14 protein-coding genes are annotated in these 13,676 nt (G+C 72.3%); 12 read left to right on the top strand and 2 right to left on the bottom strand.

Translation table 11 applies throughout. The annotated features are described in order from the left end of the window. Nucleotides 1-161: 161 nt before the first annotated feature. The 5 genes from EDF47_RS17655 to EDF47_RS17635 all read left to right on the top strand — a co-directional run bounded on the left by EDF47_RS17655 (nt 162) and on the right by EDF47_RS17635 (nt 5,848). Entirely contained in the window at nt 162-1,346 is a 1,185-nt protein-coding gene (locus tag EDF47_RS17655; protein WP_111085915.1) for an ROK family protein, read from the top strand. Next, nucleotides 1,339-2,895, top strand: coding sequence for a M81 family metallopeptidase (locus EDF47_RS17650; protein WP_243834083.1), 1,557 nt, complete (start codon nt 1,339-1,341; stop codon nt 2,893-2,895). The genes EDF47_RS17655 and EDF47_RS17650 overlap by 8 nt, the downstream gene beginning before the upstream one ends. Next, nucleotides 2,892-3,632: a copper homeostasis protein CutC gene (locus tag EDF47_RS17645; RefSeq protein ID WP_133938931.1), complete on the top strand. Its 741-nt coding sequence runs from the start codon at nt 2,892-2,894 to the stop codon at nt 3,630-3,632. Before EDF47_RS17650 ends, EDF47_RS17645 begins: the two co-directional genes overlap by 4 nt. A 177-nt stretch (nt 3,633-3,809) precedes the next feature. Beyond that, a complete protein-coding gene (locus EDF47_RS17640; protein ID WP_133938929.1) occupies nt 3,810-4,829 on the top strand; it encodes a Gfo/Idh/MocA family oxidoreductase in 1,020 nt (339 codons plus the stop codon). Beyond that, nucleotides 4,826-5,848, top strand: coding sequence for a Gfo/Idh/MocA family oxidoreductase (locus tag EDF47_RS17635; RefSeq protein ID WP_243834082.1), 1,023 nt, complete (start codon nt 4,826-4,828; stop codon nt 5,846-5,848). Before EDF47_RS17640 ends, EDF47_RS17635 begins: the two co-directional genes overlap by 4 nt. 91 nt (nt 5,849-5,939) lie before the next feature. Here EDF47_RS17635 and EDF47_RS17630 read toward each other — a convergent pair whose 3' ends face one another. Next, nucleotides 5,940-6,572 carry an ATP-binding cassette domain-containing protein gene (locus tag EDF47_RS17630; RefSeq protein WP_243834081.1) on the bottom strand — a complete coding sequence of 211 codons (633 nt, stop codon included), beginning with the start codon at nt 6,570-6,572 and terminating at the stop codon, nt 5,940-5,942. 50 nt (nt 6,573-6,622) lie between these two features. Here EDF47_RS17630 and aztB point away from each other — a divergent pair, with 50 nt between their 5' ends. The 4 genes from aztB to EDF47_RS17610 are packed head-to-tail and all read left to right on the top strand — an operon-like array spanning nt 6,623 to nt 10,888. Next, complete coding sequence (gene aztB / locus EDF47_RS17625; RefSeq protein WP_133938927.1) at nt 6,623-7,537, top strand: zinc ABC transporter permease AztB; 915 nt, start codon at nt 6,623-6,625, stop codon at nt 7,535-7,537. Then, nucleotides 7,534-8,757 (top strand): ABC transporter, encoded by a 1,224-nt coding sequence (locus tag EDF47_RS17620; RefSeq protein WP_133938925.1) that lies wholly within the window; start codon nt 7,534-7,536, stop codon nt 8,755-8,757. Before aztB ends, EDF47_RS17620 begins: the two co-directional genes overlap by 4 nt. Beyond that, nucleotides 8,754-9,680 (top strand): metal ABC transporter substrate-binding protein, encoded by a 927-nt coding sequence (locus EDF47_RS17615; RefSeq protein ID WP_133938923.1) that lies wholly within the window; start codon nt 8,754-8,756, stop codon nt 9,678-9,680. The genes EDF47_RS17620 and EDF47_RS17615 overlap by 4 nt, the downstream gene beginning before the upstream one ends. A 29-nt stretch (nt 9,681-9,709) precedes the next feature. Continuing rightward, nucleotides 9,710-10,888, top strand: a complete 1,179-nt coding sequence (locus EDF47_RS17610; RefSeq protein ID WP_133938921.1) for a hypothetical protein — start codon at nt 9,710-9,712, stop codon at nt 10,886-10,888. Between the two features lie 79 nt (nt 10,889-10,967). Here EDF47_RS17610 and EDF47_RS17605 read toward each other — a convergent pair whose 3' ends face one another. Then, nucleotides 10,968-11,324 (bottom strand): VOC family protein, encoded by a 357-nt coding sequence (locus tag EDF47_RS17605; RefSeq protein WP_133938919.1) that lies wholly within the window; start codon nt 11,322-11,324, stop codon nt 10,968-10,970. 177 nt (nt 11,325-11,501) lie between these two features. On the opposite strand from EDF47_RS17605, the gene EDF47_RS17600 reads away from it, so the two are divergent. The 3 genes from EDF47_RS17600 to msrA all read left to right on the top strand — a co-directional run bounded on the left by EDF47_RS17600 (nt 11,502) and on the right by msrA (nt 13,544). Then, on the top strand, nt 11,502-11,960 hold the full coding sequence (locus EDF47_RS17600; RefSeq protein ID WP_111086495.1) for a DUF4383 domain-containing protein: 459 nt from the start codon (nt 11,502-11,504) through the stop codon (nt 11,958-11,960). Between the two features lie 141 nt (nt 11,961-12,101). After that, nucleotides 12,102-12,923 carry an aldo/keto reductase gene (locus EDF47_RS17595; RefSeq protein WP_133938917.1) on the top strand — a complete coding sequence of 274 codons (822 nt, stop codon included), beginning with the start codon at nt 12,102-12,104 and terminating at the stop codon, nt 12,921-12,923. 99 nt (nt 12,924-13,022) lie between these two features. Next, nucleotides 13,023-13,544 (top strand): peptide-methionine (S)-S-oxide reductase MsrA, encoded by a 522-nt coding sequence (gene msrA, locus EDF47_RS17590; protein WP_111086459.1) that lies wholly within the window; start codon nt 13,023-13,025, stop codon nt 13,542-13,544. Nucleotides 13,545-13,676 lie beyond the last annotated feature (132 nt).

The following is a 13,676-nucleotide window of genomic DNA, read 5'->3' as shown; positions in this document are numbered from 1 at the left end:
CACGGACACAGTCAATGGCCAAAGCCGTTGGAAAAACAAACATCTTCGTGTAAAAACTGCGTTTCTGCCGTTTGGACGAAAGGGTGAACGGGCCGTTCCGCCGGTTAGGCTCCGGGTGTTCGGTCGGTTCGGCCGTCGTTTCCCCCGGATTGGAGAAAGTCGTGACGGACCTCTCTGCTCGCGTCCTCGAACTCGTCGCGTCGGGTCAGGCCGCGAGTCGCACCGAGATCGCCACGCTGCTCGGCGCCGCTCCGTCGACGGTGTCGCACGTCGTCACCCAGCTGCTGTCGCACGGGCTGCTCGCGGAAGAGGGCACCGACGTCTCGACCGGCGGCCGTCCCCGCAAGGTGCTCCGCATCGGCGGCGTCGACGAGTACGCGGTCGCCGCCGACGTCGGCGGTGGGCACGCGCGGGTCGGGATCGTGCTGCCGGGAGGCGCGCTCGAGTCGGTCGCGAACGTCCCGTTCGCGCTCTCCGACGGTCCGACCGCCGGCCTGCAGCGACTGGCCGGCCTGCTCGAGCGGCTCGCCGACGACCGTGGCCGCGCCGGTCTGCGCGGGGTTGGCCTCAGTCTGCCCGGTCCCGTCGACGTCGAGGCCGGTGTCGTCGACCTGCCGAGCCGGATGCCGGGCTGGAACGGGTTCCCGGTGGCCGCCTGGCTGTCCGACCGCTTCGGCCTGCCGGCGATCGTCGACAACGACGCGAACTGCATGGCCGCCGGCGAGCAGAGCGTGCAGCCCCCAGGACGCCGGCAGACCATCACGATCAAGGCCGGATCGGCGATCGGCGCGGGCATCGTCATCGACGGCCGCCTGTACCGCGGGTCCACGGGCTCGGCCGGGGACATCACCCACGTGCGGATCGACGCCGCCGGCGACACCCCGTGCTCGTGCGGGAACACCGGGTGCCTCGAGACCGTCGCGTCCGGAGCTGCCCTGGTGCGGATCCTGTCGGGCGCCGGGGTCGACGTCTCCTCGACCGCCGACGTCGTCCGACTCGCCTCGGACGCCCACCCCGAGGCCACCCGTGCCGTGCGCCTGGCCGGTCGGTACCTCGGCGAGGTGCTCGCGGCCAACGTGAACTTCTTCAACCCGGACGCCGTCTACCTGGGCGGCATCCTCTCCACCCTCGACCCGTTCATCGCGGCCGTGCGCAGTCAGCTCTACGAGAGCTGCCACCCGCTCATGACGCAGCACCTGGCGATCGAGCCGGTGTCGCTCGGTGCCGATGCCGGGCTCGTCGGTGCCGGCCAGTTCGCACTGCAGCGGGGCCTCGCCGCCTCGCTCGAGGAGCTGTCCACCCCCATCCCGCAGTCCACCACCAGGAACAGGAGCGTCCGTGTCTGAGACCGTGTCCGCCACCCCCGCCGTCCCCGCCGGTGCCCGTCGTCCGGTCGTCGCCATCGCCGGACTGGCCATCGAGACGTCGACCTTCACCCCCACCCGCACCCACGCACCGGCGTTCCACCCGGACCGTGGCGACGAGGTCGTCGCGCGGTACCCGTTCCTGTCCGCGATGTCGGACGCGGCGGACTTCCGCGGGGCGCTCATCGGGCACGCGCTGCCCGGCGGCATCGTGGACCGGGCGTCGTACGAGGAGCTCGCGGCCGAGATCGTCACGCGACTGCGCGCGATCGTCGACGCCGAGCACGTGGACGGCCTCTGGTACGACATCCACGGCGCGATGGTCGTCGAGGGCCTCGACGACGCCGAGGCGGACCTGCTCGGCCGGATCCGTGCGGTGATCGGCCCGGACGTCATCGTGTCGGCGTCGATGGACCTGCACGGCAACGTCACGCGCGAGCTCGCCCACCAGGTCGACCTCGTCACCTGCTACCGGATGGCCCCGCACGAGGACGCCATGGAGACCAAGGAACGTGCCGTCCGGAACCTGGTCGACGTGCTCACCGCGCGTCCTGCCGGAGCGCAGCGCCCCGTGAAGGCCTGGATCCCGATCCCCGTCCTGCTGCCCGGCGAGCAGACCTCGACCCGCCTCGAACCCGCCGCCTCGCTGTACGCCCAGGTGCCGCTCGTCGAGCAGACCGACGGCGTGCTCGACGCCGCGATCTGGGTCGGCTACGCCTGGGCGGACCAGCCCCGCGACCAGGCCGTCACCGTCGTCACCGGGTGGGACGAGGCCGCCGTCGCCGCCGGGGCCGAGCGCCTCGCCCGTGCCTTCTGGGACGTCCGCGAGGACTTCGTCTTCGTCGCACCCACCGGCACGTTCGACGAGTGCCTGGCCGCCGCGCTCGCACCCGGCGCCGCACACCCCTACTTCGTGTCCGACTCCGGCGACAACCCCACCGCGGGCGGCTCCGGCGACATGACCTGGGGACTGACGCAGGTGCTCGCGAACCCGGCCTTCGCGAGCGCCGACGGCCCCACCCTGATCTACGCGAGCGTCCCCGGCGCCGCCGCCGTGGCGACCGCGGTCGAGGCCGGTGTGGGTGCGACCGTCACGGTGACCGCCGGTGCGTCGGTCGATGCCGTGCACGCCGGACCGATCACCATGACCGGCCGGGTCCACGCGATCAAGCACGGCGACCGCGACGCCGAGACCGAGGTCGTGCTGCAGGTCGGCAGCGTCTTCGCGATCCTGACGAAGCTGCGCAAGCCGTACCACCACGAGCACGACTTCACCGACCTCGACCTGGCACCGCGGCAGGCCGACGTCGTCGTGGTGAAGATCGGGTACCTCGAGCCGGAGCTGTTCGACATGGCCGCCGACTGGATGCTCGCGCTCACCCCGGGTGGTGTCGACCAGGACCTGCTCCGCCTCGAGCACCACAGGATCGAGCGGCCGATGTTCCCCTACGATCGAGTGTTCCCCGAGGCCCCGGACCTGACCGCCAGGATCATCCCGGCCTCGGACCAGCCACTCGGAGCCTCTGCATGACCCCTTCGCCCGTTGCACTCGAGATCGCGGTCACCTCGCCGCAGGGTGCGGTCGTCGCACGGGACGGCGGAGCTGACCGGGTCGAGCTCTGCGTCGGGCTCGAGCTCGGCGGGCTGACCCCGTCGCAGGCCCTGGTCGAGACGACCCACGAGACCGGGATCCCGGCGCACGCGCTGGTCCGGTGCCGCCCCGGCGGGTTCGTGCACACCCCCGACGAGGTCGAGCTCATGGTGCGCGAGGTCCGGACGGTCCTGCGCTCCGGCGCCGCCGGTGTCGTCGTCGGTGCGCTGCGCCCGGACCGGACCCTCGACGAGGACGCCCTGCGCCGCTTCGTCGACGCCGCCCGCTCGGTCAGCACGACCGCCGAGATCACCCTGCACCGGGCGATCGACCACGCGGTGGACCCCGTCGCCGCAGCAGCCACGCTCGCCGCGCTCGGGTTCACCCGCGTGCTGACCTCCGGCGGCGCCCCCACCGCGGGAGCCGGCGCTGCCACGATCGCCCGGATGGTCGACGCCGCCGGGCCGGTGCAGGTCATGGCCGGTGCCGGTGTCACCCCGGCCGACATCCGGGCGCTCGTCGCGACCGGTGCCGCCGCCGTGCACCTGTCGGCCAAGCGTGCCGCGCCGGACAGCGCCCACGCCGGGGTCCCGATGGGCGGGGCCGACGACGGTTCGGCGCACTTCGTGACCGACGCCGAGGTCGTGGCGGCCGCGCGACGCGCCCTCGACGCCTGACACTGGTCTCAGCACAACTGCACCAGATTTTCTGACTTGTGCCGCTACCTCAGAAAATCTGACCGCTGGGTTCTGAGATCACACCGTGCTCGGCTCGCCGACTCCGGCGACGGCCGACTCGGTAGCATGGCGTCGTCCCCGTCACCGTCGACCGGTCCACCCCGCGAAGGAGCCCCGATGCCCCCGACCCCTCCCCGGATCGGCCTCGTCGGCGCCGGCGGCATCGCCCACGCGCACATGCCCGGCCTGCTCCGCCTCGGCCCGGTCGTCGTGTACGCGCCGGCCGGTGCACCGGAGCTCGCGGCGGCGTTCGCCCCGGCAGCAGCCGCCGCGGGGTCGTCGATCACCGTCGTCGACTCGCTCGACGACCTGTTCGCGGAAGTCGACGTCGTGGACGTGGTGACGCCGACCTTCGCCCACGCCGAGGTCGTGCGGGCCGCACTCGCCGCCGGCAAGGACGTCGTGTCGGAGAAGCCCCTCGCCCGGACCGACGCCGACGCTGCGGACCTGGTGGCCCGTGCGCGGGACGCCGGCCGACAGCTCTTCCCGGCCCACGTGGTGCGCTTCTTCCCCGCGTACGTGCGCCTGCACGACGCCGTCACCACGGGCCTCCTGGGCGACCTGGCGGTCCTGCGGTTCGTGCGCTCCGGGGCCTTCCCGACCCGCACCGCGTGGTTCGCCGACCGGGCACTGTCCGGCGGCATCGTGATGGACCAGATGATCCACGACCTCGACATCGCGCGGTCGGTCGCCGGACCCGTCACCACGGTGTCGGCGGTCGGCGTCCGTGCCGGCACCGAGGCCGAGCCGGTGGAGGCAGCACACGTCCTGCTCACGCACGAGTCCGGGGCGATCAGCCACGTCGCCGGGATCTGGGGACCGCAGCACCTCGCGTTCTCGACCGAGTACTCGGTGACGGGCACGCGCGGTAGCCTGGCGCACCGGTCGCTCGACGAACAGGACTACGTCGCCGACCTCGCGGTGCCCGACGCCGCGGACGGCTTCCTGCCCGAGGTCGACCCCGCCGACGACCCGTACGGGCTCGAGCTCGCCGAGTTCCTCGGGGCGTTCGCTGGCGGTGCCGCTCCGCGGGTGACGGCGGCGGACGGCGCCGAGGCGGTCCGGATCGCGAACGCGGCACTCGAGTCGATGGACACCGGGCAGCCGGTGTCCCTGACGACGGGGGCTCACGCGTGACCGCTCTGAAGATCGCCGTGATGTCGTTCGCCCACACCCACGCGATCGGCTACCTCGCCGCCCTCGCCGCGATGCCCGGGGTCGAGGTCCGCGGTGCCGACCCGGACGGCGTCAGCACGGGCGAGACCGTCATCGAGCTCCGCGGCCGCGACCTGGCCGACGAGCTCGGGGTCGACTACGCGGAGACGTACGACGAGCTGCTCGCCTGGGGCCCGGACGCCGTCGTCGTCACGAGCGAGAACGCCCGGCACCGCGAACTCGTCGAGGCCGCGGCCGCCGCCGGTGCGCACGTCCTGTGCGAGAAGCCGCTCGCGACCACGTTGGAGGACGGCCTCGCGATCCGCGACGCCGTCGAGGCGGCGGGCGTCATGCTCATGGTGGCGTTCCCGGTGCGGTTCACCTCGGCGTTCGACAAGCTCCGCGCAGCGCACGACTCCGGGGCGCTCGGGCAGCTGTTCTCGGTCCGCGGCGCGAACAACGGCATGCTCCCCCTGACCCGGTCGTGGTTCACCGAGCCGGAACTGTCCGGCGGCGGCGCGATCGTCGACCACGTCGTGCACATCGCGGACCTGCTCGAGGGCCTGATGGGGTCGGCACCCGTCACCGTGACCGCGGTGGCGAACCGCACACTGCACGCGGCCCGGGCGCAGGCGGAGACCGCCGGACTCGTCACGATCACGTACGCGAACGGCGTCGTCGCCGCGATCGACTGCTCGTGGAGCAAGCCGGACACCTCGGCGGTGTGGGGTGGACTGACGCTCGACGTCGCCGGGACGGGCGGCACGGTGTCGCTCGACTTCTTCGGGGCGGCTGCTCGCGGGATCGTCGCGGAGACCGGGCTGCCGATCGAGTCCCGTTACGGCGCCGACCCCGATGCCGCGATGCTCCGGACGTTCGTCGACGCCGTCCGGGCGGGCGTGCAGCCGCAGCCGGACGTGCACGTCGGGCTGCGGACCCTGTCGATCGTGCTCGCGGCGCAGGAGTCGGTGGTGTCGGGCCGCACCGTCGAGGTTCACTGAAGCCTGCGGCGCCCCGACTGCACCGCCAGACGACGAGTGCACACGCAGGAACATGCGCACTCGTCGTCGGCACGCGCGCTCGCGTGGGTCCTCAGGGCGCGGGGAGGGTGACCACGGCGTCGGCTGCGGCGATCGCCACCGGATCGTGTGCGGCGTGCACGACCACGACGCCGTCGGCAGCCTCGGCAGCGAGCGCCGCCACCACGAGTGCCGCGGACGCCGCGTCGACGCCGGCCGTCGGTTCGTCGACGAGCAGCACCCGAGCCCGCTGCGCCAGCCCGAGTGCCACGAGCGTGCGCTGCCGCTGCCCGCCGGACAACGCGTCGAGGGGCCGGTCGGCCAGGTCCGCGATCGCCATCCGCTCGAGCTGCGCGTCGACGACGGCGCTGTCGTCGCGTCCGAGCGGTCGCCACCAGGCCCGGTGACGCCACCGCCCCATCGCGACGGTCGCGCGAACGGTGAGCGGGAGCGTGGTCGGCGGGACGGACTGGCTCACGTGGGCGACGCCGTCGGACGGGAGGCCCGTGATGCGCCCGGCGGTCGGCCGCAGCACGCCAGCCACCACGTCGAGCAGCGTCGACTTGCCGGATCCGTTGGGTCCGGTCAGCGCGGTGACCCGGCCGGCCGGGAAGGCCGCGTCGAGGCCGTCGAGGACGGTCCGCTCCCCGCGCAGGGCGGTCACCCGCTCGAGGCGGACGGCTGGTCGCGTGTCGACTGCTGGCACCTGAACACGCTATCAGTATCGATAGTCGTTTTCATGTAGCGTCTCGGATCGTGACCTGGCTGACCGACCCCTTCACCGTCGACTTCATGGTGCGCGCCCTGACCGGCGGCGCCCTGGCCGCGGTCCTGTGCGCCGTCGTCGGCACGTGGGTGCTCGTGCGCGGGATGGCGTTCCTGGGCGAGGCGCTGTCGCACGGCATGCTGCCCGGCGTCGCGATCGCAGCGCTCACCGGAGTCCCCGCAGTGCTCGGCGCCGCCGTGAGTGCCGGGGTGATGGTGTTCGGCGTCGGGGCGCTGCGACGGCGCGGTGGCCTGTCCTACGACACCTCGATCGGGCTGCTCTTCGTCGGGATGCTCGCGCTCGGGGTCATCATCGTCTCGGCGTCACGGTCCTTCGCCACCGACGTCACCGCGATCCTGTTCGGCGACGTGCTGGCCGTCACCCGCGCCGACCTCGGCGGCCTGGCGATCGCGGTCGCCGTCGCCCTGCTCGTTGCGGCCGTGTTCCACCGACCGTTCACGGCGCTGGCCTTCGACGTCCGCAAGGCCGCGACGCTCGGCCTGCACCCCCGCCTCGCCGAGGTGGTCCTCATCGGCCTGGTCACGCTCGCCGTCGTCGCCTCGTACCGCGCGGTCGGCACCCTGCTGGTCGTCGGGCTCCTGCTCGCACCGGCCGCCGCGGCCCGCGCCTGGACGAAGCACGTCGCCTCGACGATGCTCCTCGGCGCGGTGCTCGGCGTCGCCGCCGTCCTGGTCGGCCTGCTCGTCTCGTGGCACGCCGGCACCGCCGCCGGCGCGAGCATCGCGGCCGTCGCCGTCGCCGGGGTCGCCCTGTCCCGCGCCACCGCCGCCGTCGTCCGCGGGGTCGCGCGCACCACCGCACGGAGCGACGCACACCCCGTCGACCACCCCGTCGAACACCCCGTCGAACACCCCGTCCGAGCACCAGCACGAGAGGCACCATGAACCACGACCCGACCACCGACCGCCCACGCACACGACTCCCGCGACTCCTGGGAGCCCTGGGCCTGACGACCGGCCTCGCGCTGACGGCCACTGCGTGCTCCACCGCGTCGACACCGCCGGCCGACGACGCCAGCGCGACCACGGCCCCGCACGGCTGGGTGGCGGGCGCGACCGAGTCCCAGGAACCCCAGCTGGGCCTCCTGGCCGTCTCCGCGACCGGCGAGACAGCGTTGCACGACCTGCTCATCGGCGAGACCACCGACCTGGACCGCGTCGGCGCAGCCGAGCACTCCGCGACCGACGGTCGGTTCCTGGTGACGAGCGACGGCGACCGCACCACGGTCGTCGACGGGGGCTCCTGGACCGTCGACCACGGCGACCACACGCACTACTACGCCGCCGAGCCGCGCGTCGTCGGGACGCTCGAGGGCGGCGGTCCGGTCCAGGTGCACTCGTCGGAGACGATGACCACGATCGCCTGGCCGGAGCGCGGCGAAGCGGTGGTGCTCGACCGCGCGGCACTCGGGCAGGGCGAGCTCGACGAGACCGCACGACTCGACGCAACCGTGCTGCTGCCGCTCGGCGAGCACCTGGTGGCCGCCGAGGGCGACACCGTCCGCGTCCTCGACACCGACGGAGAGCAGACCGGGTCGACCGAGCCGACCGGGTCGACCAGCGCCGGACAGGCCTGTACCGACCCCGCTGGTGGGATCGTCACCCGCGCCGGCGCCGTGGTGGGCTGCGCCGACGGGGCGGTCGTCGTCGACGATGCCGGCGCGACCTCGTTCGTCGCGCTGCCGGACGACGCCGAGCGTCCGACCGCCTTCGCCGCGCGGGCCGGCCGCCCAACGGTCGCCGGGACCGCGGGTGACACCGGCTTCTGGTTGCTCGACGTGCGGGAACGCGCGTGGCAGCACGTCACGACCGAACGGCCGCTGCGTGCGGTGGTCGCCGTCGACGACCAGGACGAGCACGTGGTCGGGGTCGACGACGCCGGTCGGGTGGTCGTGGTGACCGCCTCGACCGGGAAGGTCGCGACGACTGATCCCCTGGTCGACGGCGACCGGGCACCGCTGCTGCAGCTCGACGCGCAGCGCGCCTACGTGGCCGACCCCACGGCCGCCGTCGTGCACGAGATCGACTTCGCGGACGGCGCCCGCGTGGCCCGGACCATCGAGCTCCCGTTCGCGCCCGTCGCGTTCGCCGAGGTGGGACTGTGAGCGGAACCACGCCGGTCGGGCGCACCGCGCGGGCGGTGGCAGTGGCCCTCGTCGTCACAGCCGTTGCCGTCACGACAGCCGGCTGCACCGCCGCCGGGTCGGACCGTCCACTCGTCGCCGTGACGACGAACATCCTGGGCGACGTCGTGACCGAGGTCGTCGGCGACGGCGTGGACGTCATGGTGCTCATGCCCCCTGGCGGCGACCCGCACTCGTTCGAGGTGTCCGCGCAGCAGGCGGCGCGACTCCGGAGCGCCGACCTGGTGGTCGAGAACGGCCTCGGGCTCGAGGAAGGCGTGGCCCACCACGTCCGCGCCGCGGGCGACGACGGCGTACCCGTCTTCACCGCCGGAGACGCGATCGGCGCCCTGGAGTGGACCACCGACGACGACAGCGGCCCGGACCCGCACTTCTGGACGGACCCCGCGCGCATGGTCGACGTGGTCGAGGCCCTCGACGACGAGCTGGACGCCGTCGGCATCGACACTCCCGGCACCGAGGCCTACACCGACCGGCTCGATGCCCTCGACGACGACATGACCGCCGCGTTCGACACCGTCCCCGCCGATCGCAAGGCCCTGGTGACGAACCACCACGTGTTCGGCTACCTCGCCGACCGCTACGGGTTCCGGGTGGTGGGTGCCGTGATCCCGAGCGGCACGACCCTGGCGTCCCCGAGCGCCGCCGACCTGCGTGACCTGGCGGACGCGATCGAGCAGGCGGGCGTCCCGACGATCTTCGCCGATGCCTCGCAACCCGCTCGCCTGGCCGAGGTCCTGGCGGACGAGGTCGACGTGCAGGTGTCGATCCGCTCGCTGGCGACCGAGTCCCTGACCGAGGACGGCGCCGCGTCGACCTACCTCGGGATGATGCGCTCGAACACCGACTCGATCGTCGACGGCCTGACGGCTCCGATTTCTTGATGAGAATGAGAATCAGTACAGTGTTGCCCATGACCAGAACCAAGACCCTCCGCGCCGCGGCACTGCCGGCCGCGCTGCTCGGCACCGTTGCCCTGGCCCTGACCGGGTGCGCCACGAACGCCGACGACGCCGAGAGCACCTCGGCCCCCAAGGCCGACAGCACCCGCATCACGCTGACCTACGACGGCGGCCTGCTCGTGCTCGACCAGGACCTGCAGGTCGTGGCCGACGACGCCGTCGGCGGCTTCGCCCGCGTGAACCCCGCCGGCGACGGCCGCCACGTGCTCGTCACGGTGCCCGAGGGCTTCCGAGTGCTCGACACCGCAGCGGACCCGGCCCTCACCGACGCGGTCTTCCCGGCCGACACCGGTGGGCACGCCGTCGTGCACGGCGACCGCACCGCCCTGTTCGCCGACGGCACCGGCGACGTGACGACCTTCGCCAACACCGACCTCGACGGCGACGCCCTGCCCGACGCCCGGACCACCGAGTCCGAGGCGGCGCACCACGGCGTCGCGATCGAGCTCGAGGACGGCACGCTCCTGACCACCATCGGCACCGAGGAGAGCCGGAGTGGCGTCCGAGCCCTGGACGCCGACGGCGAGGAACTCACCCGCTCCGAATCGTGCCCGGACGTGCACGGCGAAGGTGCGGTCCAGGACGAGGTCGCGGTCTTCGGCTGCACCGACGGCGCGCTCGTCTACGCCGACGGCGCGTTCGAGAAGCTCGACGCCCCGACCGAGTACGGCCGCACCGGCAACCTGTTCACCACGGACACGTCGTCGGTCGCGGTCGGTGACTACAACGACGACCCGGACAGCGAGGGCTACCTGCTCGACCAGATCGCCCTGATCGACGCGGCCTCGGGGAAGTACACCGTCGCGGACATGCCCGACGGGGTCGGCTTCACGTTCCGCGACCTCGCGCGCGGACCCGGTGACGAGGCCGTCGTCCTCGGTGACGACGGCGCCCTGCACACCTTCGACGAGACCAACGGGGAGCAGCTCGACTCGTTCCCCGTGATCGACGCGTGGGAGGGTCCGGCCGAGTGGCAGGACGCCCACCCCGCCGTGAAGGTCGCCGGCGACATCGCCTACGTCACCGACCCCGCCGAGCGGAAGGTCCACGCCGTGGACCTGACCACCGGGAAGGTCGTCGCCTCCAGCGACGCACTGCCGGGCGTGCCCAACGAGATCGCGGTCGCGTAGCGCTCTCGACGGGACCGTATGACGGACGGGAGGCCCGTGGCGACACCGCCACGGGCCTCCCGTCCGTCCTGGGACCGCGTCAGCCCTGCGGCGGCGCGTAGAACTGCAGGTCGTTGCCCTCGCTGTCCTTGAACGGGACGATCTTGCCCCACGGGTGCTCGCTGATCTCGCCCTGCACGTCCGCACCACGCTCGCGGATGCTGGCCAACTCGTCCTCGATCGACCCGTCCGGCTGGAACGTGATGACCGCTCCCCCTCCGCCCGACGGACTCGCCGGCTCACGGCCGTTCAGCCCGATCATCAGACCGTTCGCGTCGATCTCGCTCCAGTCGTCGGACTCGTCCGTGACCGTCAGTCCGAGGGTGTCGCGGTAGAACGCGACCGCCCGCTGCATGTCGGTGACCGGGACCCATACCGCTGCGACTCCGCTTGCCATGGTGCTGCCTTCCGTCGGTGTTGCCGTACGGCGGAGCGTAGGCAGCGGGGCATGCGGGCCGGTTCAGCGGACACCCGCACGTTCGGAAATCGGATGCCCCCTGCAATCCGACTGCGCATCGGCCCCGAATACCCTGTGCGCAACATCCGTGGCGCGCTCGACAAGAGAGGTCTCACCATGACCAGCAACGCAGCAACCGCTCGCAACCGCACCGGCTCGACGTGGACCCAGAAGGGTGCGCTCCTCTTCGGTGTCGTCTTCCTGATCGTCGGCATCGCCGGCTTCATCCCCGGGCTCACGATGGACATGGGCTCGATGTCGATGGCCGGTCACGGCTCCATGGCCCTGCTCCTGGGCCTGTTCCAGGTGTCGGTCCTGCACAACATCGTGCACCTGCTCTTCGGCATCGTCGGACTCATCGCAGCCCGTTCGGCGTCGGGCGCTCGCCTGTACCTGATCGTCGGCGGCATCGTCTACGCGGTCCTGTTCGTCTACGGCCTGTTCACGGCCGGCATGGCGGACCCCGCGAACTTCGTCCCCCTGAACAGCGCGGACAACGTCCTGCACGCGTTCCTCGCCGTGGCGATGATCGTCCTCGGCTTCGTGCTGCCGCGCATCGGCGCGCGCACGCGCTGACAGTCGACCGTCGCCTGACGCGTTCGCGCCCCCAGGCGGGCATCGCGCCCACGTGAGTCGGGGCGCGATGGCCGTACAGGGGCGCGGTGCGCGGCGGCGGCGCTCCACACGCCCACCAACCCGCGGCGTACTGTCCGTCGCATGTCCGCTCTCACCGACACGTTCACCCTGTCCAACGGCCTGCACATCCCGAAGATCGGCTTCGGCACCTGGCAGATCCCGTCCGGCGACGACGCCTACGCCGCCACGACCACCGCCCTGGACGCCGGCTACCGTCACATCGACACCGCCCTGGCCTACGGCAACGAGGCCAGCGTCGGCCAAGCCATCCGCGACAGCGGCGTCCCCCGCGACGAGGTCTTCGTCACCACGAAGCTGCCCGCCGAGATCAAGACCGCCGACGGCGCCCGCGAGGCCTTCGAGACCTCGAGCCGCAACCTCGACGTCGGCGTCATCGACCTGTACCTCGTGCACGCACCGTGGCCCTGGGACGCCATCGGCTCCGACCACCGCGACGGCAACGTCGAGGTGTGGAAGGTCCTGGAAGAGGTCTACGACGCCGGCCGGACCCGCTCGATCGGTGTCTCGAACTTCGCCGTCGCCGACCTCGAGGACCTGCTCGGCCGCACCGACGTCGTCCCGCACGCCAACCAGATCCGCTGGTTCATCGGCAACACCCAGGACGAGACCACCGCGTTCGACCGCGAGCACGACATCCTGACCGAGGGGTACTCGCCGCTCGCCACGGGTGGCCTGCTCGAGAACGAGCAGATCGCCGAGATCGCGGCGAAGTACGACAAGTCCGTCGCGCAGGTCGCCATCCGCTACCTGCTGGAGAAGGACGTCCTGCCCCTGCCGAAGTCCACGACCCCGGCGCGCATCGCCGCGAACGCCGACGTCGACTTCGTGCTCGCCGCCGACGACGTGGCCGCGCTCGACGCGCTCGAGGACACCACGAACTGACGCGACCCGACATCCGGCGACACGGGAACACCGCAGCCCCGTTGCCGGTTGCACCACACGGTGCCGCAGCCAGCGGCACGACGACCTCAGGAGGCCACCATGACCACCACCGAAACCGCCATCCTCGCCGGCGGCTGCTTCTGGGGAGCGCAGCAGCTCCTCCGCCGCCGTCCCGGCATCATCAGCACCCGCGTCGGCTACTCGGGTGGCGACACCCCGAACGCGACGTACCGCAACCACGGTGACCACGCCGAGGCGGTCGAGATCGTCTTCGACCCGTCGGTGATCTCGTACCGCGACCTGCTCGAGTTCTTCTTCCAGATCCACGACCCGTCGACGAAGGACCGCCAGGGCAACGACGTCGGCCGCGCCTACCGATCGGCGATCTTCTTCACCTCGCCGGAGCAGGAGCAGGTCGCGCGCGACACCATCGCCGACGTCGACGCCTCGGGCATCTGGCCCGGCAAGGTCGTCACCGAGGTCGAGCCCGCGGGCGACTTCTGGCAGGCCGAAGAGGAACACCAGGACTACCTCGAGAAGTACCCCGCCGGGTACACCTGCCACTTCGTGCGCCCGGGTTGGAAGCTCCCGCACCGCGACGAGGCGACCGCCGCGGTCTAGGGCAACCCACCAACGAACGGGAGGCGCGGTGCCAGCTGTGGACTGGTCCCCGGTTCTTGGACTGATTAGTCGGTTCGAGATCCGGGGATGGTTCGTGTGGGTGGTACCGCGTCGTCGTTGACGAGTGCGCAG

It is taken from the genome of Curtobacterium sp. PhB190 (genome assembly GCF_004365385.1).
In the GTDB taxonomy this organism is placed as follows: domain Bacteria; phylum Actinomycetota; class Actinomycetes; order Actinomycetales; family Microbacteriaceae; genus Curtobacterium.
This window is presented reverse-complemented; position numbering and strand designations above follow the sequence as displayed.